This window comes from Collinsella sp. An307, assembly GCF_002161805.1.
Classification (GTDB): Bacteria; Actinomycetota; Coriobacteriia; order Coriobacteriales; family Coriobacteriaceae; genus Coprousia.
The window spans coordinates 15,087-41,493 of the sequence record NZ_NFIP01000009.1 but is presented as its reverse complement, the minus strand read 5'-3'; the positions used below and the strand labels follow the sequence as shown (position 1 = coordinate 41,493).

At 65.4% G+C, this 26,407-nt stretch carries 22 protein-coding genes and 3 tRNA genes; 4 read left to right on the top strand and 21 right to left on the bottom strand.

The window, feature by feature from the left end:
• Positions 1-524: 524 nt before the first annotated feature.
• From typA to B5F89_RS08240, 5 genes are all read right to left on the bottom strand, one after another.
• Positions 525-2,363, bottom strand: a complete 1,839-nt coding sequence (typA, locus tag B5F89_RS08260) for a translational GTPase TypA (protein WP_087431307.1) — start codon at positions 2,361-2,363, stop codon at positions 525-527.
• Positions 2,364-2,648: 285 nt separating this feature from the next.
• Complete coding sequence (locus B5F89_RS08255; protein WP_087431306.1) at positions 2,649-3,098, bottom strand: hypothetical protein; 450 nt, start codon at positions 3,096-3,098, stop codon at positions 2,649-2,651.
• Positions 3,099-3,161: 63 nt separating this feature from the next.
• The gene (locus B5F89_RS08250) at positions 3,162-3,761 is read right to left on the bottom strand and encodes a J domain-containing protein (RefSeq protein ID WP_087431305.1); all 600 of its coding nucleotides are present in this window, start codon (positions 3,759-3,761) and stop codon (positions 3,162-3,164) included.
• Between the two features lie 66 nt (positions 3,762-3,827).
• Positions 3,828-3,903, bottom strand: a tRNA-Ala gene (locus B5F89_RS08245).
• 60 nt (positions 3,904-3,963) lie between these two features.
• A tRNA-Ile gene (locus tag B5F89_RS08240) sits at positions 3,964-4,040 on the bottom strand.
• Positions 4,041-4,447: 407 nt separating this feature from the next.
• Here B5F89_RS08240 and B5F89_RS08235 point away from each other — a divergent pair.
• Both B5F89_RS08235 and B5F89_RS08230 read left to right on the top strand, forming a co-directional pair.
• On the top strand, positions 4,448-9,850 hold the full coding sequence (locus B5F89_RS08235) for a SpaA isopeptide-forming pilin-related protein (RefSeq protein WP_087431304.1): 5,403 nt from the start codon (positions 4,448-4,450) through the stop codon (positions 9,848-9,850).
• An 8-nt stretch (positions 9,851-9,858) separates the two neighbouring features.
• The gene (locus B5F89_RS08230; RefSeq protein ID WP_087431303.1) at positions 9,859-10,602 is read left to right on the top strand and encodes a class B sortase; all 744 of its coding nucleotides are present in this window, start codon (positions 9,859-9,861) and stop codon (positions 10,600-10,602) included.
• 8 nt (positions 10,603-10,610) lie between these two features.
• Here B5F89_RS08230 and B5F89_RS08225 read toward each other — a convergent pair whose 3' ends face one another.
• Together B5F89_RS08225 and B5F89_RS08220 are read right to left on the bottom strand one after the other, a co-directional pair.
• On the bottom strand, positions 10,611-10,850 hold the full coding sequence (locus B5F89_RS08225; protein ID WP_087431302.1) for a hypothetical protein: 240 nt from the start codon (positions 10,848-10,850) through the stop codon (positions 10,611-10,613).
• Between the two features lie 18 nt (positions 10,851-10,868).
• Entirely contained in the window at positions 10,869-14,354 is a 3,486-nt protein-coding gene (locus tag B5F89_RS08220) for a M28 family peptidase (RefSeq protein ID WP_087431301.1), read from the bottom strand.
• A gap of 234 nt (positions 14,355-14,588) precedes the next feature.
• Here B5F89_RS08220 and B5F89_RS08215 point away from each other — a divergent pair, with 234 nt between their 5' ends.
• Positions 14,589-15,635, top strand: a complete 1,047-nt coding sequence (locus B5F89_RS08215; protein WP_239286723.1) for a WYL domain-containing protein — start codon at positions 14,589-14,591, stop codon at positions 15,633-15,635.
• Complete coding sequence (locus tag B5F89_RS08210; RefSeq protein WP_158098450.1) at positions 15,625-16,560, top strand: WYL domain-containing protein; 936 nt, start codon at positions 15,625-15,627, stop codon at positions 16,558-16,560. Before B5F89_RS08215 ends, B5F89_RS08210 begins: the two co-directional genes overlap by 11 nt.
• A 104-nt stretch (positions 16,561-16,664) precedes the next feature.
• On the opposite strand, the gene rplI is transcribed toward B5F89_RS08210, so the two are convergent.
• The 14 genes from rplI to B5F89_RS08145 form a co-directional block, all read right to left on the bottom strand.
• Positions 16,665-17,198, bottom strand: coding sequence for a 50S ribosomal protein L9 (rplI, locus tag B5F89_RS08205; RefSeq protein WP_087431299.1), 534 nt, complete (start codon positions 17,196-17,198; stop codon positions 16,665-16,667).
• Between the two features lie 24 nt (positions 17,199-17,222).
• A complete protein-coding gene (gene rpsR / locus B5F89_RS08200) occupies positions 17,223-17,495 on the bottom strand; it encodes a 30S ribosomal protein S18 (protein ID WP_087204217.1) in 273 nt (90 codons plus the stop codon).
• A 98-nt stretch (positions 17,496-17,593) separates the two neighbouring features.
• On the bottom strand, positions 17,594-18,061 hold the full coding sequence (locus tag B5F89_RS08195) for a single-stranded DNA-binding protein (protein ID WP_087431298.1): 468 nt from the start codon (positions 18,059-18,061) through the stop codon (positions 17,594-17,596).
• Between the two features lie 92 nt (positions 18,062-18,153).
• Positions 18,154-18,447: a 30S ribosomal protein S6 gene (rpsF, locus tag B5F89_RS08190; RefSeq protein WP_087204219.1), complete on the bottom strand. Its 294-nt coding sequence runs from the start codon at positions 18,445-18,447 to the stop codon at positions 18,154-18,156.
• A gap of 367 nt (positions 18,448-18,814) precedes the next feature.
• Positions 18,815-18,889, bottom strand: a tRNA-Gly gene (locus B5F89_RS08185).
• A 104-nt stretch (positions 18,890-18,993) separates the two neighbouring features.
• On the bottom strand, positions 18,994-20,214 hold the full coding sequence (locus tag B5F89_RS08180) for a site-specific integrase (RefSeq protein WP_204230652.1): 1,221 nt from the start codon (positions 20,212-20,214) through the stop codon (positions 18,994-18,996).
• 163 nt (positions 20,215-20,377) lie between these two features.
• Positions 20,378-20,635, bottom strand: coding sequence for a helix-turn-helix domain-containing protein (locus B5F89_RS08175; protein WP_087431383.1), 258 nt, complete (start codon positions 20,633-20,635; stop codon positions 20,378-20,380).
• Between the two features lie 123 nt (positions 20,636-20,758).
• A complete protein-coding gene (locus tag B5F89_RS10330; RefSeq protein ID WP_275532097.1) occupies positions 20,759-21,049 on the bottom strand; it encodes a type II toxin-antitoxin system PemK/MazF family toxin in 291 nt (96 codons plus the stop codon).
• A complete protein-coding gene (locus B5F89_RS10250) occupies positions 21,049-21,270 on the bottom strand; it encodes a type II toxin-antitoxin system PemK/MazF family toxin (RefSeq protein ID WP_275532096.1) in 222 nt (73 codons plus the stop codon). The genes B5F89_RS10330 and B5F89_RS10250 overlap by 1 nt, the downstream gene beginning before the upstream one ends.
• Positions 21,271-21,480: 210 nt before the next feature.
• The gene (locus B5F89_RS08165) at positions 21,481-21,930 is read right to left on the bottom strand and encodes a sigma factor-like helix-turn-helix DNA-binding protein (RefSeq protein WP_087431297.1); all 450 of its coding nucleotides are present in this window, start codon (positions 21,928-21,930) and stop codon (positions 21,481-21,483) included.
• Between the two features lie 145 nt (positions 21,931-22,075).
• The gene (locus B5F89_RS08160) at positions 22,076-22,747 is read right to left on the bottom strand and encodes an ATP-binding cassette domain-containing protein (protein ID WP_087431296.1); all 672 of its coding nucleotides are present in this window, start codon (positions 22,745-22,747) and stop codon (positions 22,076-22,078) included.
• Between the two features lie 11 nt (positions 22,748-22,758).
• A complete protein-coding gene (locus B5F89_RS08155; protein ID WP_087431295.1) occupies positions 22,759-24,228 on the bottom strand; it encodes an FtsX-like permease family protein in 1,470 nt (489 codons plus the stop codon).
• 90 nt (positions 24,229-24,318) lie between these two features.
• A complete protein-coding gene (locus tag B5F89_RS08150) occupies positions 24,319-25,692 on the bottom strand; it encodes a HAMP domain-containing sensor histidine kinase (protein ID WP_087431294.1) in 1,374 nt (457 codons plus the stop codon).
• Positions 25,673-26,368 carry a response regulator transcription factor gene (locus tag B5F89_RS08145; RefSeq protein WP_087431293.1) on the bottom strand — a complete coding sequence of 232 codons (696 nt, stop codon included), beginning with the start codon at positions 26,366-26,368 and terminating at the stop codon, positions 25,673-25,675. Before B5F89_RS08145 ends, B5F89_RS08150 begins: the two co-directional genes overlap by 20 nt.
• Positions 26,369-26,407: the final 39 nt, after the last annotated feature.

Below are 26,407 nucleotides of genomic sequence, written 5' to 3'. Positions count from 1 at the left end.
CCTCCCCGGCAAAGCCGGGCGCTATAGTGCGGCATCGCCGCGCGCGAGGCGCTGGGCCCCGACGCGCCAAACCGCAATTGGCCACGTGATGATACCAGATTCGCAGCTGGGACAAGCGTGATGAGCCTATTTGCCCCACAGCCACCCGAACGATACAAGTTCGAGTCGATAATGGGTATCAAAATGAGTTTCGTTCCAAGTACGCTTTATCTTTCTAAAGTACTCCCTGCGGATTTTGCTCCGCATTCAACCGATAGAAAGGGCGCTCCGCACGCAATCGATTATTTGATGCCCACTTCCGGGCCCAGCCCGCCGCGCAAGGGCGCCAAAGCAAACACGGCGCGGCAAAAAGACGCCCATTTACTTGAAGGCGGCGAGCAGGACCCCCATGCACGCGCTGCTCCGCACACAAAGGAGGCCCAGCCGGGATTCCCTAAGCGAACATTCCGCAGGCCGCAAGGCCGAGGACGTTCGCTTGGGGAACCCAAGCGAGGCCTCCCGATAAGAATCGAGCGCGTTGCTCGTTACTTGTTCACCTGGCCGGCACGCACCGCGGCCTTCTTGCGATCGGTCGCGTTCAGGATGCGCTTACGCAGGCGGATGTTCTTAGGCGTGACCTCCACAAGCTCGTCGTCAGCGATGTACTCGAGCGCCTCCTCAAGCGTGAAGGTGCGCGGCGGGGTGAGCTGCACCGCAATGTCGGCAGTGGAGCTGCGCTGGTTGCCGAGGTTCTTGGTACGAGCGATGTTGACCACCATGTCGCCCGGCTTGTTGCGCTCGCCCACGAGCATGCCCTCGTAGCACTCGGTACCGGGCTCCACAAAGAGCTGGCCGCGCTCCTGCAGCGTGCCGAGCGCGTAGGCAACGGCCTTCTCGGTCGTCATCGAGATCATGGCGCCGTTGTTGCGCCCGCCCAGATCACCCGCAAAGAGGCCGTACTCCAAGAAGGTGTGGTAGAAAACACCCTCACCGTGGCTGACGTTCAGGATGCGGTTCTTAAGACCCATGATGCCGCGGGTGGGGATGCGGAACTCAATGTGGGTCACGGTTGAGCCCGCGTTCATGCTCGTCATGGTGCCGCCGGCGTTACCAAAGACCTCGATGACCTTGCCCGCGTACTCGTCGGGGCACTCCACCACGGCCTGCTCGATAGGCTCGAGCTTGTTGCCGTGCTCGTCAGTCTTGATGAGGACGCGCGGACGGCCAACCTGGAACTCGTAGCCCTCACGGCGCATGGTCTCCATAAGAACCGACAGGTGCAGGATGCCGCGGCCCGAGACCTCGACGCCGCTCTTGTCCTCGAGCTCCTCGATCTTCATGGTCACGTTGTTCTCGGCCTCGGCAAAGAGGCGCTCCTTCAGCTGGCGCGCGCCCACAATGTCGCCGTCGCGGCCCACGAGCGGCGAGGTCGACGCCTCAAAGACAACCGACAGCGTCGGCGGGTCGATCTCGATGGGATCGAGGTACACGGGGTGCTCCGGATCGGTGTAGACGTCGCCGATATCGGTGCGGTCGATACCCACCACCGCGGCAATGTCGCCCGCCTGAACCTCCTGGCACTCGGTGCGGCCGAGGTAGTCAAAGGTGTAGAGCTGCTTCACCGTGGCCGTGGAGCTCGAACCGTCGTTTTTGACCACAAGGATCTGGTCGCCATTGTGGATGGTGCCGGAGTACACGCGGCCGATGCCAATGCGACCGACGTAGCTCGAGTGGTCGATGGTCACGCATTGCATGGCGAGCGGCGCGCCCTCCTCCACCTCGGGCGCGGGCATCTCGTGGATGATCATGTCGAGAAGCGGATACATGTCGTCGCCGTCGGCGAGCGGGTCGAGGCGCGCGTAGCCGTTCACCGCGCTCGCGTACACCACGTGCTCCATGGCAAACTCGAGCTGCTCGTCGGTAGCACCGAGGTCGGCCATGAGGTCGAGGCAGTCGTTGTAGGCGCGATCCGGCTCAGCACCCGGGCGATCGATCTTGTTGATAACGATCATAATCTTGAGGCCGCACGCGATGGCGTGAGAGAGCACAAAGCGCGTCTGGGGCATGGGGCCCTCAAAGGCGTCCACCAGAAGCAGGGCGCCGTCGGCCATCTTGAGCACGCGCTCGACCTCACCGCCAAAGTCGGCATGGCCGGGGGTGTCGATGACGTTAATCTTCACGCCCTTGTACTCAATGGAGCAGTTCTTGGCGAGGATCGTGATGCCGCGCTCGCGCTCCTGATCGTTGGAGTCGAGCACGCGCTCCTCGACCTGCTGATTGGCACGAAACGCGTCCGTGGCGCGCAGCAGCTTGTCGACGAGCGTGGTCTTGCCGTGGTCGACGTGTGCGATGATGGCGATGTTCCTCAGGTTCTCGACGCGCATACTTGCAGTTCTCCTTGCCTCTTCTATCCCCAAAGGTTGCCCGGCGCCGTACTCTTCTCCCGCGCTCAGCTTCGCACAGCTCAGAAATCGCGCGGAAGAAGAGCGCGGCGCCGGGCACGCCGGGTTGTAGACGATATCAATCAGAATGCGCAGTAGGGCCATCGGCCGGGTAGGACCAACAGGTCATAGGGGCCAAGGCGTCTCTAGCGCAAACGGTACTAATAGTAAACGATGTGCCGGTCAGCGGTTGTTTGCGTTCTGTAAACGCAAGGCGGCTCCACACACCTAGATGAGCGCGGGCTCCTCGCCTGCCGGCTCCGGGTCGCTCCAGCCAAAGCGATCCCCTGCACCGGGGTTCTCGTACAGAACGTAGGCGGAATAGCCCGTGGGCAAGGCGCGCTCGTAAAAGCTCACGAGCACAGCATCGCGATAGGCGCCCCCAATCTCAACGGCACCCGTGCAGGCAATGGCATAGCGGTCGATAGCGCGCAGCCCTTCCTCGGCATTGCCGCGGGCGTTATCCGTGATAAACGCCTGCGCCGCCTCCAGACAGGCTTCCTCGCCGTCGTCGGTAAAAACGGCCTCAATGCGCCCGTCCGCCTCGTCCTCTGCGCAGGCAGCGGTGCCGGGGTCGCGCCCCTCGGCAAGCTCGTCGAGCATATAGCCGATGAGGTCGCAGACCATCTCGTCGAGTTCCGGCGACACGGCGCTGGGGTTCGAGTTGTGGTTCGTCATGTCGCAGGTCCTCTCTCTCGCAGGGCCATTCTAGCACGCAAAACGTATCTGGTCGCGGGCCGCCTACAGCTCGCGGGCGCGGCGCGCAATGTCGGCGGCGCTGTCGCGCTGGCGCAGAAGGTTCTTGGCGCGACGGTCGAGCACGCGCGTCTGGCTGGCAATCATCACCACATCGACGATTCCCCACACCGTGAGCATAGACGCCACCGAGAAGATGAGCGTGCCGAGGGTGCCGCGCATGCGCATGGTAACGAGCATAACAAGCGCCGAAACCACAGCGAGCGTGAGCATCCCGCCGCGGCGCTCGCGCAGCGTCCGCGCCTGGGCCACCACGGCAAGGCGCGCCGTCTCGGCGGCATGCGCCCGGACCTCCGCCTCAAAGGCGATGGAGGCCGGCGTGCGTGAGGCACCTGCAGAGGACCGGACGCCGGAGGCAGCGGGGCCGCCCGCGGACCGCGCACGTTGCCCAAAACCCTTGAGCAGCATATCGCGCGCCTCGTTGATGGAGCGCATCTGCGCCTCGGCACGCTCACGCAGGCGCTTGTTATCGGCAAACTTATCTGGATGGAGCATTTGGGCGAGCTCGCGATAGGCAACCTGCACCTCATCGCGCGTGGCACCGGGCTTGAGCCCGAGCACCTGCAGAGCTTCGTCGTGGGTCATCGTTCGCCCCTCGCCATCGCACCCCGATACAAAAAAGGCTCCGCAAGCGCGGAGCCGTCGATTCTATGGTGGAGGTTAGGGGGATCGAACCCCTGACCTCAGGCTTGCAAAGCCCGCGCTCTCCCAGCTGAGCTAAACCCCCGATGTAATAAACACCCCAGCGGCGACTCGGCTCTCGCTGGGGTGTTTATTGCGAAAGGAATGGTGGACCTGACAAGATTCGAACTTGTGACCTCCCGGTTATCAGCCGGACGCTCTAACCAACTGAGCTACAGGTCCAACGCACTCGGAAATATTACCTCGTGCCCCCGTACCAAGTCAACAAGTTTTTTTGAACGACTTTGCCAATGCCGAATTCCTGTATTCTGCGTGAAGACTTGTGGGCAGACCGGCGCGGCCCGCGCCGTCGCTCGCTTTAAAACATGCCCTTTTACCTGCGCGGTTAGAAAAGACAAGATTCCTTTTGGACCGCCGTTTGCCCTTAGTTAGAGACGCCTTTATTTCTGTTAGAGCACCGGGCGTATCCTTCCCTCCCGTTTTCGAGGGGAAGGAGAGCCATGGGCACCAAGCCATTCAGGCCACGCCAGAGGAGCGCGTATTCAGGTAGACATGCAAGATCCGCTATGCCGCCAGGGTCGTATTGCCGCAACCTAAAACCAACGCTACGCAGGGCAAAGAGGCGCGGGGTGCGCCTAAAGGGCCTTCTGCCCCTCTTGCTCGCTCTGCTCGGCTGTACCGTCGCTGCGCTTCTTATCAGCCAAAGCGCCCGCGCGGCAACCACGCTCACCATCGACCAGGCCCTCGGCTGCACGCGCACCATCCAGTCTGTTCTCGAGGCGCACGCGTCAGACAGCTACTATCTGGGCACGCCGTACGGCAACACCGGCCCCAACGGCGAGGGCGGCCTCAAGGCCGACTGGGACTGTCGCTGGCCCAACGGCAGTCCCAAACCGGGCGTGGGCGCCTACATGAACTGCGCGGGCTTTGTCTCGCGTGTCATCATGGATGCCGGCGGCGACGTGTCGGGCGTTGCCACCTGGCGCTCGTTCGCGAACGGCGCGAACCCCGACTACAAGAGCAACGATACGAACGCGCGCAAGTGGTACTACTGGGCGCTCGACCACGGTGTAGCGACCTACCGCTTCGCGACCAAAGCAGAGATGCTCGCCTCCGGCGTGTTGGAGAAGGGCGATATCATCTTCATCGATACCAATCGAGCAGTGGCGGGAAACGATTATCATATCGGCTTCTTTTGGGGCAACACGCCCTCTGAAGACAAGTTCTGGCACAGCTCGAGCCACGGCGACGGCCTTACTGCCGGTTCCCAGCCGGGCAACATGATTTCCCAGATAACACCGAAAAGCCCCGCAACAGGGTTTCTCGTCATCAAAACACAGCACACCATTGAGATAGACTTTCAGAAAGCCTCTTCCATGCCCGAGGTCAACACAACGGGAACGTTCTACAGCCTCGCTGGAGCAACCTACGAGATCCGCCGCACGCAGGATGACACACTTGCCGGCACAATCACCACAAATGCCGACGGTCGCGCCTCAATAACGCTCAAGGCAGGGGAGTCGTATTACGCACAAGAAACCAAGGCGCCAAAAGGCTATGTGCTCAATCCCGAACGCATCTCGTTTACCGCTGGTGACACAGCAAACGTCGTGCTGCCCGAGGAGCCATATGTTCCGGTGACGTTTCGAAAGGTAAGCTCCCTTCCGCAGGTTGATGTAACGGTTGAGGGCTACTCAACTGCTGGAGCCGGTTACGACATCTTTATGAACGATGGAACGAAGGTTGGCTCCTACACAACCGGTGATGATGGAACGTTCATGCTACACCTTAAACCCAACACCGATTACTACGCCGTAGAGACCAACGCCCCGGAAGGTTTCACGTTGAACCCGGAGAAGATCGCGTTCAACACCGGCAGCGGCAGTACCGTCGCCCTGCCCGATGCCCCACATGTGACCGTTACCTTTACGAAAGTGTCAGCGGATGCGACCGTAAGCGACGGCAACGAAGAATATGCCTACGCTGGAGCGGTCTATGAGATATTCCGGGCCTCGGACGACAAGCACATGACGACTATCACTACTGACGACGCAGGCCACGCCAGCTATCGGCTCGATGCAAACGAGCGCTATTACGCTGTGGAGAAGCAGGCGCCCGTTGGGTTTGCGAAAAACCCTGAGCGCATCGCATTTGCGACCGGCAGTGCGTCCTCCTCCGTTACTCTCACCGACGAGCCCGGCACCGTCACGCTGCGCATCGCGAAAAAGGACTCTGCAACCGGCGGCGCACCCCAGCCGGGCGCCTCGCTCGAAGGCGCAGTATACAAGCTCATCGATGCCAACGGCGACACCCATACCGCAACGACCGACAGCGCCGGGCACGCCAGCTTCAATCGCATCCCCTTGGGCAGCATACGAGTGATGGAGGACGAAGCGCCTGAGGGCTACAAGCTCGACAGCACGGTCCACACTTACGTTGTCCATGCGGGACAGATAACGGATGCCGGCACATTTGTGCTCGAACCAGAGGACGATTTTGTTGAACACCCGATCGCCTTCGACATCGAACTCGTAAAGTACCTCGACACGGGCGAGGAGGGCTCCGGCCTCCAGCAAGCCGCTGGGGGCGTGCGCTTCGAGATCGTGAGCAACACCACCGGTAAGGTCGTGGGCTCCCTCGTAACCGACGAGAACGGCAAGGCCACGACAGACGGCCTCTGGTTCGGGGAAGGCGAACGCAATGGGGAAATCTCTGGCGCGCTGCCCTACGACGCCAAAGGCTATACCGTACGCGAGGACGCCTCAACGACGCCCGAAGGCTTCGCCGCGGCGGACGAGTGGCAGATTGGGCCCGACCAGATGGTCGACGGTGCCACGCTGCACTACATCGTGGACAACGCGCAGGTGCAAGGCAGACTCCGAATTGTGAAAACCGACGCCGAGACCGGCCTCACGGTCCCTGCCGCCGGCTTCACGTTCCAGCTCCTCGATAAGGACAAGAACCCCATCACGCAGGAGGCATGGTACCCCAATCATGTCGAGCTCTCCGAGTTCGCCACCGATGAGACAGGATCGGTGACCTTGCCCGAGCCGCTTCAGGCCGGAACCTACTACATCCGTGAGACTGCCGCCTCGCCGGTGTATCTCCTCGGCGGTGAGGACCTCGAGATCGAGATTTCCGGTACCGCGGTCGCCGCCCCGCTCGCCGCGGTCGCATTCCCCGACGAGCAGGCCATGGGCCGTGCGACCGTCACCAAGACCTGCACCGATGGAGAGCTCGATGGCGAGCACGTACATGACGAGGGCTGCGCCGGCACGCTCGCCGGCGCGGAGTTCGACGTCGTCGCGATGCAGGACGTCATCTCCCCCGACGGGACCGTCCGCGCGGTCGAGGGCGAGGTCGCCGACCACGTCGTGACCGGCGAGGACGGCAAGGCGACCACCAAGGACCTCTACCTGGGCGCGGGATCCGCGACCTACGCCTTCGTCGAGACCGTCCCGCCCGCGGGGCACGTGCTCGACGAGACGCCGCACGAGTTCACGCTTGCCTACGCCAACGCCGAGACCCCGCTCGTGGAGGTCGGCGTGGAGGTCTCAGACGCCCCGACCGAGATCGTGCTCGACAAGACGGTCATGGGCCACAGCGACGCCCTCCCCGGGGCGGAGTTCGCGGTGTGGAGCGCCGATGACGAGCTCGCCGTGACGCCCGACGAGGGCATGGCCGCCCTCGCGGTCGACGCCGACGGCGCCGGGCACAAGATCGAGCTCTCGTCGCCGGCCGCCTACGCGGAGCTCGCGGTCGAGATTCCCGACTCCCTCGCCGCCACACTCACCGGGGAGGACGGCACCAGCTTCGCTGTGGAGGCTGGCACCGTCGCGCTCGATCCGGGCAAGTACGCCCTCGAGCTCCTCGACCCCGAGACCGGCGAGGCGGCGGAGTTCGACGGCGACGACGAGCTCGAGCTTGCAGCCGACACGTCCTACACGCTCACCGTATCGGAGAGCTTCTTCACGGGGATCACCTCGGCCCTCGCGACGGACGGCCGGGTCTCCGAGACCGTCGAGGTAGCCTACGACGAGGATCTCGGCGCCTGCGTCGCCACGTCCCTCGAGCCCAGAACCTACCGGGTCGCGGTCGACGGCGAGGACACCGGCGGTATCAACCTCATCGCGGGGGAGACGAAGGTCTACGGGCTTGGCGAGGAGTGCTCGCTCACAGAGCTTCCCGCGCTGCTCGCCGACGGGACCGCGCCGCAGACGGTCACGACCGGCGATGACGGCCTCATAACGATCCGCCACCTAGCCGAGGGCAGCTACCGGATCTGGGAGACGTCCGCGCCGGACGGGTTCCTCCCCGACGGCGTGGTCCACTACTTCACGGTTGACCGCAACGGAATGACCGAGGGGCAGCCGAGCTACGGCATCCACATCGAGGACGACTTCACCAAGGTCGACCTCTCCAAGCGCGACATCACCAACGAGGACGAGATCCCCGGGGCGACGCTCACCGTCCTCGACTCCGAGGGCAACGTCGTCGACACCTGGGTCTCCACCGAGGAGGAGCACCGGATCGAGGCCCTCGCCCCCGGCGACTACACGCTCGTCGAGGAGATGACGCCCCACGCCTACGACGAGGCGACCGCAGTCGAATTCACGGTCGAGGAGACCGGCGAGGTCCAGCGCGTGGTCATGTACGACGAGCCCATCGAGATTAGCGGTGAGATCGACAAGCGCCAGCAGATCGCCGACCCGACGCACCCCTACACCGACGCCGACGCGACGGCCGATGAGGGCGGCAGCAACAATGCCCCCGTCACGGTCTCCGAGGACGGCAGCTACGACTACACGGTCGACTTCCGCAGCACGAGCAGCACCTGGGTCGACGAGTTCACCGTGACCGACGAGCTCCAAGCGGTCGCCGACGGCTTCGCGGAGCTCACGAGCATCACCACGGCCTCCGCCGGCGAGGACTACGACGGCCTCGTGAACGTGTGGTACAAGACGAGCGCAACCCCCGCCGACTACGTCGACCCGAGCGGCGCCAACGCCACGCTCGGCGACGGGCACGACAACCCCTGGCTCTCCGACGAGACGACCGCCGAGCGCCTAGGCGACGACGGCCGGGTCATCGACTACACGGGCTGGCGCCTCTGGGCGGCGGACCTCTCCGCCACCGAGGCGACCGAGCTCAGCGTCTCCGACCTGGGGCTTGCCGACGGGGAGACCGTGACCGCCGTGCGCCTCGAGTACGGCCGTGTCGAGGAGGGCTTCACCACGCGCGCCGGCGGCTGGGACCGCGACGGCCTCAAGGACGCCCACGACGACATCGAGGGCATCGGGGAGGACGAGGCTGGGTCTCCGCTCACGCTCCACATGGCAGTCACGGACTCGTACCGTGCCGGCAGCGGGCTCGAGAACTCCGCCTCCGTGGCGCTCTACCGCAACGGAGGCAACATCGAGGAGCACGAGCGCCTCGAAGATAATGACGAGGACCGCGTCGAACAGACTCCGGTCGAGGCGCTCCCCCGCATTTCTACTGCACTCGTCAATGCGGATGCAGGCACGCATGAGGCGGCGCCCGGATTCGTCAAGCTGATTGATACCGTCACGTTCTCTGGACTCGAATGCGATGTCGAACACGTTCTGGTCGGCACGCTTTATGACCGCGAAAGCGGACAACCCTTACGCAACGCCGACGGAGACGAGTTGAGCGAGTCCATTGTCTTTGCACCTCATAAGCGCGAGGCCGCCATTGAGATGGGATTTCACATAGACGCCGCGGAGCTCTCGGGCCACGATATCGTGGCGTTCGAACGGCTATATCTAGTCGATGATTCGAAACCGGACAGCAGGCGCCTCGTTGCCGAGCACGCCGACCTTAACGATGCAAACCAAACAGTCTCCATCAAAGAAAGCGAGCCGGAAGAAAACCCGGCGCCCGATCTGCCTCAAACGGGGACTTTCAGCATCTGGCCAATCCTGCTCAGCATGGGCCTTATTATCGGCATCGGTCTCGCGGCGACGCCTGCGCGAAAAGGCGGACACCCCAAACGTAACCGCCGGGCACGATAGGAGGATACGTGGATCCTGCCCAGAGCCGCGAACGCGGTAGAAAACCGTTGCGAAATCTCGTACGCATAACCAGCGTCGGCCTCTGCATCTGCGCCGGCATAAGCGCCGGCATCGCGTCCCTGGGCGAGATCCCCTACATGCGCCTGCAAGACACCGTCGCGTACCAAAGCGCCGCTGAGGTGATGACATCACTTGACGGCGACAACGTTTCACACGCCTGCGCTTGGCTTGAAGTCGCAGGCACAGATATCGCCTATCCTGTCATGGAGCTCAGCGCCCAAGATCCCGACGATTATTTCCTCACACACGACGCCTGGGGCGCCCCATCCCCTATGGGGTGCCCCTTTCTCGATCGACGCACGAACCCGGACGGCTCCCATCTCATGGTGTATGCTCACAGCGCTTTTGGCAGCAGCGCCATGTTCGGTCCGCTTCACCGCGCGTACTTGCCTGACATCTTCTCGTCGATTGGAAACGCTGCCTGGCACGATGCTCGGGGCCAAGTAACAAAGTTCCGCCCGCTATGTGCCCTACAGGTTGATAAGCGGTTTGCAGCGATACAGCAGTTTGACCTTACGGACGATAAATGCGCGCACCTCGTATACGATCTGGCACAGCAAGCAAGCGCGCGCTCGACGCGATGGGAAACTCAGGCCGCATCTTGCGCCCGAATACTTACCCTTGTGACCTGCTCACAAAATGCGCCCCGCTCAGCGGGGCGCACCCTCGTCATCTTCACGGCGACGGCGTGAGAACACGCTCAGTCCGCAGCAACCTCTCCTGCCTCATCAACGACCTCACCGGAGAAATCGTTCAGGCCCTCATCGACGCTGCTGAGCTCATTCTCGCGCTGCTGCTCGCTCTCGCGACGCTCCGCCCGTACGTCAACGGGCGTCGACCCGATTACACCGACAACATAGGAGGCGCTGAGCCCAAGCGCAACGGCAACCGCTACGCCGATCAAATAGATGAGCCAATGCTCCTTGATATATCTGAGCACGGTGCCCCCTCTCCCTAATTACGAGCGACGAATGACCTCGGTCACAACGTCAGCTACGCGATTGATATTATCCACATCGAGGTTAATCGGCAGGTCTTCCTCGCTATGCGAGCATGCAAGGCAAGAACCCTCCACGCCAGCTATGGTGAGTGAGCGCAGGCTCATGTTCATTGCCACATATGCGTCGGTAGCGAGATAGGGCATCTCAACAGAGCCGATCTCGTGATGGAGTGCCGAGGAAACGCGGCTCACCAGATTCATGATGCGCTTATCGCCCTTAAGCACACGCCGATCTCCTTCAGTTGCAAGCATGGCGAGCTGACCCGCGCCCACGCACTCGAGATTGATGAGGAACACGCCGCGCAGCTTATCACGATGGGAGGCGAGGAACGCCTCAAGCCCGGCGTTTCCGTACTCAGATGCGCCCGTTGCCACAAACCAGATATCATGTCCGAGAAGCTCGTCATCACCAAGCGAGGTCACCGCATCACGAAGCTCGTCAGCCCCGACGCCCGCAGCACCGGCTGCGCCACCTTTCCAGCCATCATCCTCGAAGTTCTCCCACGAGCCAATGTTGCGACCGGAACGCTTGGCGTCGAAATCATCGTCGACACCCAAGTACTCGCTCATGGAGGACTCATCCTTCTTCTTGCGACGAAAGAGGCCGCCAAGGCCATGGCGCTTCTCCTCCTTCTGATAGCTCACCATCGGCGCGTCGGAGGAGATCACCTCGAAAGCACCCGTTGCGGTGGCAGGAGCCGTGACGGGGGCAGAGGGTGTAGGCGACGGAGCCGCGGCAGGGTCAATTACGTTGAACGAGCGACGCTTGCCGGGCGCTTCGGAACGGGCGACCGCGGGCAGCGACCCCGTAGCACTCTGCGGCGCGAAGGGATCCACCTCGGGCGCCGAGGGATCGGGAAGATCAAACAGCGACGACCGACTAGCAACAACTGGCTGATTTAGCGAGGGATGCTGAGGGTCAGGAATGACCATGCTCGGGCGTTGTCGCGGCATATCGGACGGGTCAAGCTGCGCCACGAGCGCATCCATCGTATCGCCAAGGTTGGGCGCAACAGGGACGCTCTGCGAAGCGGGTCCCGCCGCAGTGGACATCATCTCGGAAGACGGCGTCGTAAATGCTGCCGTCTCACCCAGAAACGGACCTGTGCTCGCGTCCTCATTAGTGGTGACGGTATCGTCGGAAACCTCCGACGATACCTCAAACGAGGGGAGATCCATCGGATCGACAGCGTCTTCGGGCTCATCCTCAGACACCTTGCTCGTCATGGAAATCTCAGCGGCACTATCCCCATTGACGGGGCCTCCATCGGCAGATTCGTCGACGGCGTAATCCTCACCAGCGAGATCCTCGGCAGTAGCCACGTAGCTCTCATCCTCCGGCAAAGCATCCTCTACCGTCTCCGCTGAAAGATTGGAATCTACCTCGTCGTCGACGACATCGCCATCATCCTCAGTAGAAACCGGAGTGAAGACCGCCGTGCTTTCCGTGGTCTGGCCGACAGAAGACAGCTCGGGCGCGGTGTCGATGGCCTCGGTCGCTGAAAGCGCCGTATCCGGGATGGCCTCGTACGCAACGGTCGGCTGGTCGACCGTTGAGACCTCCTCACCCTCGAGATCTTCCTCATCATTGTCGAACCCGATAGTCTGATCGGAGAACAGCTCCTGCTCATCGAGCTCGGAACGCTCATCGGCAAAATCGTCCACGCGCTCGGCAGAAGAACCTAAGCGCCCGGCCATATCGCGAGCGGTGTCCTCGAGGTTACGCAGGGCTTCCCTACCACGATTGAGCGCGTCACCAAAGAAGCGTGACGCACCGGCACCTACCGCAGAGAGTGCTCCCGCGATACCCGTAGCACCACCGCCGAAACGTGCGAGGCCGTTCGTATCGTAGGCAGAAGGCTGATAGGCAAAGTCGGAGAACTCACCGTCATAGTCGTCGTCCTCGTCCTCGCCCGCGTCCTCAAAGTTATCGTTCGCATCCGCGTAACTGCCGTGGCCATCATCGTCATAGTCGTCGTAATCGTCGCCGAGGTAGTCTTCCTCGTCGTCGGTGTAGGCGTCGGCATAAACGTCTGCCTCGTCGGCAACCTCGTCCTCGGCAAAATCGCTCGCCTCGGCCTCGGTCTCCTGCTCGGCCTCGTCCTCAACAGGAGCAGGGGCAGGCGCGGGAGCGGGCTCCGCCACGGGCTCGGGAACCGCGGGCTCCTCATACTCGAGAACACAGGACTTGGAAACCATTCCGAGCGAGCGGATGGTTTCCTCACCAAAGCGATAGTTTCCGGCGGCGTTGAGAATGCTGGGCTCCGCAGGGGCAGCCTCCACAGGGGCAGGCTCCTCCACTGGCTCCTCGTCAGCCTCATCGTAGGCAGCATCGACGTAGAGATCCTCGGGCCCTGCCGTCTCCTCTGCAAACGCGTCGGCGTCGGCCTCGCCCTCAGCTTCGGGCGCCTCGTCGGCATTGGCAATGCCCTCGGCAATCGCACCCGCGGCAGCACCAACGAGCGTAGCCCCAAGCGCGGCCTCGGCCACCTCGGTAGCATCGACAGCGGCACCCTCGGGCGCCTCGTCAACAGCGGCAACGTTGGCAGTGGCAACGCCAGCGGCGGCAACGTCTTCAACGGGCTCGCCATGCTTGGCCGCCTTGGCGGCAGCCTCCGCAGCAGCGGCCTCAGCAGCGGCACGGGCCGCAGCCTCGGCGGCACGACGCTGCTCGCGCATGTACTTCTTGAACGGAACGTCAGCGGGGAACTCCTTGTCGCCCTTAAACGGGGCGACGGCGTTCATCACACCGAGCATGGCGGCAACGGAGGACTTATTGCACACCGCGCCGGAGGTGTAGGGCAGCACGAAGCGGTTGGCGAACGTGGCAACCGCGGCCGCGAGGGGCACCAGCGCAGCGACGATCGCGAGGACCCAGAGGACAACCTTAAGTGCGCCCGGAAGCGGCAGCAGGCGAACGATGGAGATAACCGCAGGCGCCAGCATGGCGTAAGGCAGGAGCTTGACGATCAGCGGTCGGTACGCCGCGTAGGGCATCTGCGAGAGCAGGTCGGCGCGCGGAGAGTCGTAGTGGGCGACCACCACAACGGGGCGGTTGCGCGGCGAGGCAAGCGGGCCGGACGCCTTGTGGTAGGCAATCACGTTCTGGGAGAGACCCGCCGCACCAATGCTCGACAGCGACGTTTTGCCCATGCGCTCGAGCGTAAAGAGCACACCGCCGGCGATGGCCAACAGAATGCCGATGAAGCCGATAGCACCGCCGATGCCCATGAGCAGGGCGCCCAAAAAGACAAGCACGCCCAAGACCGCGTTCACGATCTTCTTTGAGCCCGAAGCGCTGAACTCCTGCAGCTCCGGCTCGAAGCCGTGGTTGCGGAAAATCTGCGCCAGGTCCTCGGCGGCAAGGCGCTCCTCCTCGCTGCATGCGGGCGTGATGCCCGAGCTCTGGAGCAGGTGGTTGATATAAGGGCGGACGTTAGCCATAGGGGACTCCGCATCGCTGTGTTCTCAGATGCTCCCGCCGGGGGCGAGGCATTCTCCGTATGTAGTCGAAAGTATAGCGCGAGTTTGCTGTTTCTGCAGCTATCGACCCACCCGTTATGGTGAGAACGCGATGGCGCGCGCCGCAGCGGGCGCATCGTCTAGAATGGGGCACCGAGACAGGCGCCGCGAGCGCCCTTGAGCGTTGCCCGCACAACCGCACGGAGGGAGGCCGCAATGGCAGATCGACACGCAGCCGAGGCGCATGACGACCCCGAGCCGATGCCCGTCGACGAGACGGCTCAGCGCCTGCTGAACCTCCTGTTTGTGCTCAATGCCGCCGTGCGCCCTCTTGCCACCGAGGAGATTGTCTCTGACTCGGACCTTGGTTACGGGTCGGGCAACCGCGCCTCAGACCTGCGTAAGTTCAGACGCGATCGCGAGAAACTCGAAGAGCGCGGCGTGTATATCGCCGAGCTTAAGACCCCCGGCTCTTCCGAAACCGAGCAGAGCGCATGGGCGCTCGACCGCGCGCGCACCTTTGCCACCGGCGGCCTCGTGCGCGAAGAGGACGCGCGCCTGCTCGTGGCCACCATCGACGCCCACCTCGCCGTGCCGGGCTCGCCGTTCGAGCCGCCGCTGAGGGCAATCCGCACCAAGGCGCTCGAATCTCTCGAAGCGGTGGAGGGTGAGCTGTCGGTTGAAGACGGAGCAACGAGGCGCGATTGCACCGCGCGCGACGCCATAACCGACGCGCTGTGGACCGCCTTCTCGCTCCGCCGAACGATCAAGATGCGCTACACCGATGCCGCCGGCAAACAATCGGAGCGCGTGATTGCGGTGTACGGCATCTTCTCACACGAGTCTGCCGGCTACATCGCCGCGCTCGACGATGCATCTGGCGAGGTCCGCACGTTTCGCATCGACCGCATCGCGCGCCTTGGTGCACTCGGCAGCCCCTATGAAATCCCCGATGGGTTCGACGCCCGGGCCTATCTGTTTTTGCCTTTTGACCTCGCAAGTGGCCCCACGGCAACGGCGGTGTTCACCCTACCCGCCGAGCGCACCGAGGCAGAGGTGCAGGCGATTACCTACGGACGCGGGCGCGCCCAGCGCGAGGCCGACGGCACCTGGAGCTGGACGGTGGAGGCGCGCGATGTGAATGCGGCGGCAGCCTTTGCCCTTTCGCACGCGCACGATGGCATGCGCCCCCAGGGACCCGCGCCTCTCGTCGACGCATGGCGAGCGCATATTGAGAGGACGGTGGCCGCACATGCCTCGTAAGCCGCGCAAGCAGCAGCGCAACACCGCGCTCACCCTCTCCGACACCCGCGTTGACCGGGCCATTCGGCTGCTCGAGCTTCTCTCCTCCACAGAGGACTCGCTCGTAGCTGCCAACGAGGCAGCTCGTCAGCTCGCCTGTACAGATGCCCAGCTGGACGAGGCAATCGAGCTCATCTCAGCCCTTGCCGACCGCGAGAGCGGTGCTCGCGCGGTCATCTTTCGCGACCATGGCGACATCGTGCTTGCCGGCGACGGGGCGCACCTCACACCGCTTCGCTTAAGCCTGGGCGAGGGCGCCGTTCTGGCGCACGTCATGGGCTCGCTCGCGCTCGATGCCAACGTGCGCGACCGCCTGAGCCGTGCACTCCTGCCCCTTGCGCACACGGGCGGCGACGCTCCCCTCGTTGCCGGTTCGACCTCGTTTGGCACGCACTACCCCGCGCTCAGGCGCGCTCTTGAAGGCCATCGGCGCTGCCGCATCTCCTACCGCTCCCACGGCGAGACGGCACCGCGCGAGCGCGTAGTCGACCCGCTCTCCATCGACGTCACCGGCGACGGCGCCTACCTGCTTGCCCAAGATGTCGAGAAGAACGCCCCGCGCCGCTATCGCCTTGAGCGAATCGGCCGCGTCGAGGTTCTTGACGAGCCTGCGCGCAGCGCGACGTGCGCTGTTCCCGCTGTGGCGGACAGCCTGCGCGCGAGCGGGACCGCCATCGAGCTCGAAATCGCACCCGACAAGCCCGTCCCCGCATGGAGCGGTATTGAGCAGGCACGCCCGCTGGCAGACGGCAGCACGCGCTTTACGGTACGCACCAGCTCGTTGCCCTGGCTTTACGACCATGTGCTCGCTGCCGGCGGAGCCATGCGCATCATCGCCCCCGCCGATGCACGCGAGGGCCTCGTCTCCTACGCTCGCAGCCTGTAAAACGCCGCCGCGCCACGCCGTGCGGACACCGCGCATAGCAAAAGGGGCCGCAGCGCAGAGCTGCAGCCCCTTCTAACCAGAATCGGTTTCACCGAGAGCGTTCGCTACTCGGCGGCCTCCTCGGTCTCAACCTCGGCGACCTCGGCCTCAGCGGTCTCGGCCTCAGCCTCAACCTCAGCAGCGGCCTCCGCGGCGTCCACGCCCACGAGAACCGTGACCGTGGCGCGCACCTCGCGATAGAGCGAGATGTCGACCTGGTGGGTGCCGGCAACCTTGATCGGCTTACCGAGCTCGACGCGCTTGCGGTCGACCTCGACGTTCAGCTGATCCTTGATCGCGTCGGCGATCATAGCGGCGGTCACCGAGCCAAACAGGATGCCCTCGTCGCCAACCTTGGCGTCGACGGTGACCTGCTTGCCCTCGAGGGTCTCCTTGAGCGTGTTGGCGTCCGCCATACGGACGGCCTCGCGCTTAGCGATGTTGTTGCGGCGCTCCTCGAGCTGCTTGAGGTTGCCCTTGGTAGCCGCAACGGCGAGCTTCTTCGGGAAGAGGTAGTTCTCGGCGTAGCCCTGGGCCACGTCTACGACGTCGCCTTCGCCACCCTTGCCCTTGATCTCACCAAGAAGAATGACTTTCATGAGATCTCCTTTAGTCAAGCGCCACTAGCCGCGACGACGCTCACCGCGGGAAGAAACCACGGGAACGGTGTACGGCAGCAGGGCCATCTCGCGGGCGCGCTTGATGGCGTTCGCGATATCGTGCTGATGCTGCGTGCAAGCGCCGGTGACGCGACGCGGCTTGATCTTGCCGCGGTCGGTCATGTACTTACGGAGGAGCTGAGTATCCTTGTAGTCGATGTACTCAGTGCCCTCCTTGCAGAACTGGCAGTACTTACGACGCGGCTGACGTGCTGCAAAATCATTAGCCTTAGCCATGTCAAAATACCTTTCTTCTGGCGAAGCGTGGGCGCTTTCGCCTGCGGCGCGGCTCTCTGCCGGCCGCCTTACCTTACCGACATTCCGCCAAGCGGATACTAGAACGGAATGTCCTCATCGTAGACATCCACCGCAGGCGGAGCCTGGACGGGTGCCTGGGGCTGCTGGGGCTGAGGTGCCGGAGCGTAGCCTGCCTGCGGAGCCGGGGCGTAGCCACCCTGACCCTGCTGGCCCTGCTGGCCGCGGCTCATGAACTCGATCTCATCGACGATGACCTCGAGCTTGCTGCGGCGCTGACCGTCGCGCTCCCACGAGGAGTAGCGGAGCTTCCCCTCGATGGCGACCTTGCTGCCCTTGGCGAGGTAGCGGCTCACGGCCTCCGCCCGGGAGCCGAACATGGTGCAGTCGACAAAGTTGGGGTAGTCCTCCCACTCGCCGGTCTGCGGGTTGCGGCGACGGTCGTTGACCGCCACGCCGAACGAAAGCACCTGCGTGCCGCCGGAGGTCATGCGGACCTCGGGGTCGCGGGTGAGGTTGCCGGAGATGTTCACTCGGTTGATGCTCATGTGAATTCACTACCTCTCAAAGATGGGCCGCGCTCATGCCGCACAGCCCGGCGTCGCGCTGGCATCGGCGCCGCGCGACCTTCCAAACGCATTTACTCCATGTCGTCGCGACGGACGATCATGTGACGCTCCACCGCATCGGTGATGCGGAGAACGCGGTCGAGCTCGGCGATCTGCGCCGGGTCTGCGTGGAAGTTGATGAGGGTGTAATCACCTTCGGTGAGGTCGTTGATCTCGTAGGCGAGCTTGCGCTTGCCCCACTCGTCAACCTTGTCAACCGTGCCGTTGCCCTCAGCAATCGTGGTGTCGATACGCTTCATCACCGCGAGACGAGTCTCGGGATCGAGTGCAGGATTGACAAAAAACAGCAGTTCATAAGCCTTCATGTGGTCACCTCCTCTGGGCATAAGGCCCCGGGTCGTGAAGGTGCGCTCGGGGCAGGAAAGGACCTAGCTACTATAGCCGCTTCTGCCCGCGCGCTCAAGAAGACCCGGTCACCCCTCATGACCTCCACATCTGCTCTGTCCTACAGGCCCGAGTATCCCGCTCGCGTCTTACAGATTTCACGCGGAATATGCCCGCGGTCTCACAGACGTTTGACCACTTTCTGATCGGTTTCTGATTTCCGCTGGTAAAGCCATCGTAACGTGCCGCGCTCTTGGCCGGCACCTCGGCAATCGCAAGAAAAAGAGCCACGATATCAACACACGAAAAAGGCCCGATGCCGCATTGGCGCCGGGCCCATCCCTCATATGGAGCGGGCGACGGGATTCGAACCCGCGGATACCAGCATGGGAAGCTGGGGCCTTACCACTTGGCGACGCCCGCGTGCGTCTTCGCCGGAAGGACCGGCGCAGGGGATAGTATACCGTGCCCGTTTTCGCAGGACAAGGCATCGCCGCGGAAACGAGCACGATCCGCACGAAAACGGCTCACGCGGCGACTGCCTCAACCCTGCCCATGTAGCGGTTCGAGAGTTCAGCGCTTGTCGACGGTATGTACCCGACATAGAGGTCGAGGGTGTACGACGGGGTCGCGTGGCCAAGGACGACCGAGATGGTCTTGATGTTCTCCCCGTAGGCGAGATTGAGGGTGGCAAAGGTGTGCCTGAGCGCATAGGGCCTCGTGCCGTCGAACCCGGTCTTCTCGATGAACTTGTGCCACTCGTTGATGAAGGAGCTGTACGGCTTGACCGCGTCGAGCTCCGCAACGACGGGCAGCCCGTCAACCGACCTGATTCCCATTCCCCTCAGCCGCCTCCGCTTCAGGTCGAGCCACTCGCCGACCGCTTCGGCGGTGTAGTCGTCGAGCGGGACGGTCCGACGCGACGTGCTCGTCTTCGTGTACTCCTCGACCTCGTTGCTGTCGCGCCGCACGGCACCTGTGATTCGGGCCGAAGGCGCCCCACGGAGGGAGAGCCCGCTCGGGCGCACGCCCAACATCTCCTCCGGCCTCATGCCGCTCGAAAAGAGGAGCAGCACCTCGACCTTGAAGGAGCACAGAGGGAGCGCCTTGACCTCGGCGAGAAAACGGGCAGCCTCCTCCTCCGAAAGAGGGTCTATGAGCGGGCGGCCCTTCCTGAAGTTCTTCGAGAGGAATCGAGACTTCGCCACGTTGCGGTCGATGACCTCACGGTCGACAGCGTCGTTTAAAACCTCCCGGAGGAACTTGAGGACCTTGTGTTGGAGGTCGGGCCCTCCAACCCGCAGGGGGCCGAACGGCTTCTTCACTCGATGGTTGCCCTCGCGCTCGAGCCTGCGCCTGTTCTCCTCGTACTCGCGCCTCTTCTCCAGCGCCCACTCCTTCGAGAGCCTTGGGACGGCAAGGATGCAGCGCTCGACGTCCTCGGAGCTCAGAAGCCGAAGCGCCACGTCGCCTATCGACGCCTCGACATACTGGGCGTAGCGCTTCTCGCTCGTGAGCGTCTGCCTCGAGATCGCCCCGGAGCTTCGAAGCTCAACATAGCGATCTATGTAAGCGGCGAGCGAGCTCTCGCCTGTAAGGGATGATCTGGCCTCGGTCCTTATCTGCACCTTGCCGAGCAGGGCTTCGAGCTTCGCGTTCTGCTCGTCCTCGAAGTCGTGCACTTGGGTGCGCAGGTCATCCTTCTTGTTGAGCGCGTAGACGGTCTTGGTGACCTTCTTTCGGCCCATGACGGTCTGGTACTCGTCGGGTATCCTGATCGCTAGCTCGTAGCACGTCGTCTTGGGGTTCGCGCGCTTCTTCTCGGCAGCCCCTTCCGCTTCCTCGCCTCGTCCACGTTATACGGCTTGTCACACCTCAGCCTCACCATAGGCCCTCCCGTCAGTCGCCCGCCTACTGGCGGTTCCCGTTCAGGTAGCGCAGGAGACAGACCTTCGGGATGACCCAGCGTGCGCCCATTCTGCTCCCCTGGAGCTCCCCGCCTGCGAGGAGCTTGCGGACGCCCGCCGGGGTCGTTTGGGTGAACGACGCGACCTGGGCGGGCGTCATAAGGTAGGGGAAGCCTGAGAGGGCGTCGATGAAAATCCTCTCGGGGTCGGCATCCGCGAGGAGTCGCTCGTCAGCCTCGACTGGGCACTTATGCGCGGACATGGTGGTCACCCGGCCATGCTTCGCGCGCATCCGGCACCGCCTTGCGCCACGCCATATCCTCATTTGAGAAGAGGCGGGACGCCATGATGCGAGGCGTGCGATTGCACCCTTGACAGCTGTGCATCACGGTGTCCCCGCCCCCTTCTCGACGAAGTAGTCGAAGCCGGGCCGCGAGCCGCAGTACGCGCACGACTCGCCCGAACGCTGCCCGGGGTCGACGCGCGTGACCTCGTACCCGCCGTCGTTGCGGAACGTCCGGGCGCACCGCCCGCAGAGGGTCATGACGCCGGCCGTCCCCCTGAGGCCGAGGCTCACCGCGATCGCCGCGTCCACGCGCCGCATGGGCGCCCGGTCGAGCGAGCCGATCGACCGCAGGAGCCGGGACTTGTCGATCGTCCTGATCTGCTCGAGCATCACCGTCGGACCCCCGCCCCGCCGGCTCCCGCGGGCAGCGCGACGTGCGTCGGCAGACCCGGTTTGCACCTGCTTGTGAGCGCCGCGACGATGACCGCCCCCGCGTGCCGATTGCCCGCGTTGTTCTGGATGACGAGCACCGGGCGCACCCCGCCCTGCTCGCCGCCTACCACCGGGTCGAGGCCCGCGAGGAATATCTGACCGCGTCGGATCCCATCCACGTGAGACCACCCCCGCTCCTTCCTTCGTCCTGTCGGTATGTACGGGGACGGCGCGGCGCCGCCCCCGGATCGCCGCTGAAAGCGGCTCCCGCCCGCCCCCCGAGGGCCCTCATCGCGTGGCGCGCTCATGCCCTTGCCGTTGCGGACGGGTATGCGGTTCTCAAGGTCCATGAGGGGAGCGCCCCCCTCATCCATACGGACAGGGGGCGCTCAGGAGGGGAAGCCCTCGGGGAGGATTTCTTTCATCTTTCTCCTCGCCTTCGCGAGGCTGCACTTGACGGCGCGCTCGGAGCACCCCTCGCGACGGGCGATCTCCCTGACGGGGAGCTGGGCGACCGCGTGCATGAGGAGGCGGCGGAGCTGCACGGCGGGAAGCTGGGCCAAAGCCGCAACGAGCTCGCCCTTCCGGCACTTGCTCAAGAGGTCGAATCCCGGCTCCGACTTCGGGCCGGCGGATGGGACAAATGAATCCATCGCGTCGAGGCTGAGCGTGTGCCTGGCCTCCCTGCGCTCGATCCGCCATGTCTCGCGCTGCATGTCCCTGAGGGCGCTGGCGACCTCGTCCGTCACCTCGACGGAGACTCTCGCTCCGCCGGGGAAGGCCACGGTGACGGAGGCGCCGCGCGCGCCACGTCGGACGGAATCGTGGGAGTGCTCCATCCTGCCCCTCTTTCTTTGAAGAGAAGCACGGTACACAAAAAGACGGCCCCTCTTGCCCTTACGGACAAAAGGAGCCGCTCAGGGGAAGCCTCATGACATAACTTGGCGCACAGGAAACTGCGCCGGGCAGACAGGTGCCCGGAGGCTATCGCTCGCGCACGAGCCTTCCCCGTTTGAGACGGAAAACGCGGTCTGCCCGACGGGCGAGGTCGCGCGAGTGCGTGACCGCGACCACGCAACGCCCCTCGTCGTGCGCGGCCGCCACGAGCAGGTCGGCGACCTCAGCGGCGGTGTCCTCGTCGAGGCTGCCCGTGGGCTCGTCGCAGAGAAGCGCCCGCGCGTCGCTGCCCAGCGCCCGGGCGATGGCCACGCGCTGCTGCTGGCCGCCCGAGAGCGCCAGCACGCTGCGCCGCGCGTCCTCGGCGGAGATCCCCACCTTCTCGAGGAGCGGCAGCGCGGGCAGGCGCGTGGCGAGCGCCACGTTCTCCGCCGGCGTCAGGTAGTCGACGAGGTTGTAGCCCTGGAACACGAAGGCGACGTTCTCGCGGCGGTGCCGGGCGAGGTCGCCCCGCCCGAGCGGCGCGCCGGCGGCCGCGACCTCGCCGGACACGGGCACGTCGAGGCCGCCCAGGAGCGAGAGCAGCGTGGACTTGCCGCAGCCCGACGGGCCCACGACCGCGTACATCACCCCCTCCTCGAACGAGGCGCTGACGCCGTTGAGGATCTTGAGCCGCGGGCGCGAGGCGTAGGCGTAGGACACGTCGCGCAGCTCGAGCGCGGGGGCGCCGCTCCCGTGGGCCTCAGGGTTCTTCTCCATGGTCTTCCTCCCTAGCTGAGCGTTGACAGGATCTCGCGGGGCCCCATGCGCCTGAGCGGCAGGCTGGCCAGAAGCACCGCGGCGGCCGAGACGGCGAGCCCCACGCCGAAGAGCGCCGCGACGGACTCCGGCCCCACCTCGACCTCGATGTCGGTGAACGAGGCACCGTCGACCTCGAAGGTCGGCGCGAAGGGGTCGCCCGAGACGGTGGACACGCCGTCGGCGGTGCTGACGCCTCCGTCGCCGCCGCCCGTCTGGACGCTCTCGGACGCCGAGCCCAGGAGGGCGTCCCCCATCGTGCGCGCCGCGATCGAGCTCGCCGGCACGGCGAGGGCGAAGGCGACGGCGGCCACGAGCAGGACCTCGCAGAGGTACTGCCCCACCACCGAGGCGCGGCTGAGCCCGAGCGAGAGCAGCACGCCGCTCTCGTGCAGGCGGTCGCGCACGCGCCCGGAGAGCACGAGGTAGAGGACCACGGCGCCCACGGCCACCGACGCCGCCGCGAGCGCGGTCACGAGGCGGTCCATGTTCTCGAGCGGCGCGCTCACCGCGTCGACGTCGGAGGTGTCGGCCGAGACGAGGTAGCCCTTGCCCGCGAGGGCGTCGAGCCCCTCGACCTCCCCGGTGATGCGCCCGAGCTCGGCGGGGTCGTCCACCTGGAAGGTCACGCGGTCGTAGCCCTGCTCGGCGGTGCCCTCGCGGGCGTGGTCGAGCGTCGAGATGGTGCCGAAGATGGCGTTGTCCATCGACCAACTGGCGAGGTCGGCCTGGGACTTGGCCGTGGGCTCGAAGACGCCGGCGACGCGCACCCGCGTGCGGGTGTCCTCCACGTCGATGCCTGCCATCTGCGCGTGGACGGTCGCCCGGCGCACGCTGAACTCGTCGCCGACGGCAAGGCCGTTCTTCTCGGCGAACTCCCGGCTCACGAGCACCCCGTCGCCGGAGTCCTCGGTGACGGGCTCTCCCTCGACGAGGCGCAGGTAGCCGTTGGCGAAGTAGGAGTCGAAGGCGCTGTCGCTCACGGCGAAGAACTGCACCGTGCGGCCGAAGTCGTCGCCTGCGTAGGCGGCCGCGAGCGAGGAGTCGCCATCCGCACCCTCGACGAGCTCGAGCGCCGCCGAGCCGTCCGTCGTCTCGGGGATGAGGACGTTGGACACGCTGCCGGAGCCGCCGCGCACGCCGTCCACGCCCTCCACGACGTCGCGCACGAAGTCGGCCGTGAGCGGCTCGCCCTGGAACGTGATCTGCGAGCCCGTGCCCACGCTCGAGCTGCCCCAGTTGGACATGTTGGAGGAGTCTGGCTCCACGGTGAACGTGCCGCCGAGCGCCTGGCGGACGTTCAGCTGCGCCGTCTGGGCGGCACCTCGGACAGACCAGCTCGTGAGCGCGAGGACCGCGACCACGAAGAGTAGGGCAAGCAGCGTGAGCGTCTTGCCACGCTTGCGCGCGAGGTAGAGCAGCGCGCGTCTGGGAAACGACATGGAACCACCTTTCCATCGGGTTCGGCGGCCGCAGCCGCCCTGACGCCCCCGATGGTGGCGCGCACCCGTTCGCGCACGGTCCTCGTTCGGTTAGTCTTCCGTTCGCGCCGGCGCGGCGAGGCCGGAGAGGTCGGCCTCGAAGACGAACGTCCCGTCCTCACAGGAGAGCTCGAGTGGAGTACCCAGACGCTCGAGGGCACGTGCGGCGAGGTGAAGCCCCAGGCCGGAGCCGCCGCCGTCGCGCGAGCGCGAGGCGTCTGGGCGGAAGAAGGGCTCGGTGAGCCGGGCCGCGACCTCGGGCGGCAGCGGCTCGCAGCGGTTCTCCACGCGCAGGTGGCCGCCCCCGAGCGAGACGGTCGCGCGGGTCCCGGGCAGGGCGTGGCGCGCGGCGTTGGAGACGGCGTTGGAGACGGCCCGCTCGAGCTGCGCGCGCTCGGCCACCACCGGGCAGGGCGCCCCGGGGAGCAGCGCGAGCTCCACGCCGCGCGACGCGGCGAGCTCCCGCGACGCCGACACCGCCGAGGCCGCGACCTCGCGGGCGTCGAGGGCCTCGGGCGCCGCCGCGGGAGCGGACTCGGCCCGCGCCGCCGCGAGCATCTCGCGCACGAGGGCGTCCATGCGGTCGAGCGCCGCGAGCGCCCGCGGCAGGTGCGCCTCATGATCCGCGAAGTCGCCGATGCCGAGCATCATCCCCTCAACCTGCGCCCGCGCCGCGGCGAGCGGGGTCTTGAGCTCATGGGAGGCGGCGGCAAGGAAGTCGCGGCGCTCCCGTTCCCGTGCGCGAGCCGCGTCGGCCTCGGCGCGCAGGCGCTCGTTGGCCCCCCGGAGCTCGCCGATGGTGCGCCCGAGCCTCGCCGCCATGGCGTTGAGGCTCCGCGCGAGCACGCCCACCTCGTCTGCGCGCCGCTCGTCGCAAGACCACGTCATGTCGAGGCGCGACAGGCGCTCGGAAACGTCGGCGATCTCCACCACGGGCCGGGCAACCAAACGCGTGCATGCCCAGGCGCCCACAGCGGAGAAGGCCAAGATGAGCAGGGCCGCCGGAGGAAAGAGGCGCAGGAATGCGTCGCCGATGATTCCGAGCGCACCCGATGAGTCGGTGATGGTGAGCAGCTCGCTCGACCCGTCGGCCAGCTCGACGGCAACGGACACGGTGTAGGCGGAGCCCTCCGAAGCCCCCTCCCCGGCGGCCGCGGTGCCGGGCTCCCCGGAGAGCGTCACCGCCGCGCCGTTCTCAGCGGCGAAGCGCTCGACGATGCCCGCCGCCTCCCCGGCGTCCGCCTCGGAGAGCTCGGCGGCGAGCGCCGCGGCGGCCTCCTCGGCGCGGGCTGCGGAGAGGGCGCGGTAGCCGCCCGGCAGCGCGAGCGCGACGGCGACGTAGAGGGCAAGGCACCCGACGGCGAGGAGCGCCGCCGTGAGCAGGAACACCTTCGCGGAGAGGCTGCTAGCGATCGCGCGGCACACGGTAGCCCACCCCCCTCACGGTCTCGACGACGTCGGCCCCGAGCTTGCGGCGGATGTTCATGACGTGGAGCTTCACGGCCGACTCGCCGGCGGTGGGGTCGGCGGGGTCGGCCTGCCCGCCCGCGGAGGCGAGCTCGGCGCGGGAGAGCACCCTACCCGGCCGCGACATGAGGGCGAGCAGGACGTCGAACTCGGTCCTGGTGAGCCCGACGGGGACCCCGCCCCGCGATAGTTCGCGCGAGGCGGGGTCGAGCACCACGTCGCGCCACGCCAGGGCGGCGTCCGCGGGCGCAGGCCGCGCTGAGGAGCGCCTGAGCAGCGCGCGGGCGCGCTCGAGCACCACGGGCAGCGAGAAGGGCTTGGACACGAAGTCGTCGGCGAGCAGGCGGAAGGCGCGCAGCTGGTCGTCCTCGCCGTCAAGGGCGGTGATGACCATGACGGGGACGTCGGAGGAGGACCTGATCGCCTCGCAGAGGGTAAAGCCGTCGATCCTGGGCATCATCACGTCCAGCATGACGAGGTCGAAGGGCACGCTCCGAAGGGCCTCCTGGAACGCGCGGAGCCCCGCGAGCCCATCCCTCTCGCCCCGCACCTCAAAGCCCGCGCTCGCGAGCAGCTGGACGAGCGCGTCCAGCACGTCGGGCTCGTCCTCGACGACGAGCACATGCTTCGCCATAGATGCACCCCTTCCGGCATCACCCAGCGCAACGGTAGG

Excerpts from the sequence above, each read along its gene's own strand:
- B5F89_RS08215 (WP_239286723.1), top strand. The coding sequence starts at position 14,589 with ATGGCAGATCGACACGCAGCCGAGGCGCATGACGACCCCGAGCCGATG.
- B5F89_RS08180 (WP_204230652.1), bottom strand. The coding sequence starts at position 20,214 with ATGGGCCGAAAGAAGGTCACCAAGACCGTCTACGCGCTCAACAAGAAG.
- B5F89_RS08195 (WP_087431298.1), bottom strand. The coding sequence starts at position 18,061 with ATGAGCATCAACCGAGTGAACATCTCCGGCAACCTCACCCGCGACCCC.
- B5F89_RS08175 (WP_087431383.1), bottom strand. The coding sequence starts at position 20,635 with ATGTCCGCGCATAAGTGCCCAGTCGAGGCTGACGAGCGACTCCTCGCG.
- B5F89_RS08155 (WP_087431295.1), bottom strand. The coding sequence starts at position 24,228 with ATGTCGTTTCCCAGACGCGCGCTGCTCTACCTCGCGCGCAAGCGTGGC.
- B5F89_RS08250 (WP_087431305.1), bottom strand. The coding sequence starts at position 3,761 with ATGACCCACGACGAAGCTCTGCAGGTGCTCGGGCTCAAGCCCGGTGCC.
- typA (WP_087431307.1), bottom strand. The coding sequence starts at position 2,363 with ATGCGCGTCGAGAACCTGAGGAACATCGCCATCATCGCACACGTCGAC.
- rpsF (WP_087204219.1), bottom strand. The coding sequence starts at position 18,447 with ATGAAGGCTTATGAACTGCTGTTTTTTGTCAATCCTGCACTCGATCCC.
- B5F89_RS08165 (WP_087431297.1), bottom strand. The coding sequence starts at position 21,930 with ATGGAGCACTCCCACGATTCCGTCCGACGTGGCGCGCGCGGCGCCTCC.
- B5F89_RS08220 (WP_087431301.1), bottom strand. The coding sequence starts at position 14,354 with ATGGCTAACGTCCGCCCTTATATCAACCACCTGCTCCAGAGCTCGGGC.
- rpsR (WP_087204217.1), bottom strand. The coding sequence starts at position 17,495 with ATGGCTAAGGCTAATGATTTTGCAGCACGTCAGCCGCGTCGTAAGTAC.
- B5F89_RS08160 (WP_087431296.1), bottom strand. The coding sequence starts at position 22,747 with ATGGAGAAGAACCCTGAGGCCCACGGGAGCGGCGCCCCCGCGCTCGAG.
- B5F89_RS08145 (WP_087431293.1), bottom strand. The coding sequence starts at position 26,368 with ATGGCGAAGCATGTGCTCGTCGTCGAGGACGAGCCCGACGTGCTGGAC.
- B5F89_RS08255 (WP_087431306.1), bottom strand. The coding sequence starts at position 3,098 with ATGACGAACCACAACTCGAACCCCAGCGCCGTGTCGCCGGAACTCGAC.
- B5F89_RS08210 (WP_158098450.1), top strand. The coding sequence starts at position 15,625 with ATGCCTCGTAAGCCGCGCAAGCAGCAGCGCAACACCGCGCTCACCCTC.
- rplI (WP_087431299.1), bottom strand. The coding sequence starts at position 17,198 with ATGAAAGTCATTCTTCTTGGTGAGATCAAGGGCAAGGGTGGCGAAGGC.
- B5F89_RS10330 (WP_275532097.1), bottom strand. The coding sequence starts at position 21,049 with ATGCTCGAGCAGATCAGGACGATCGACAAGTCCCGGCTCCTGCGGTCG.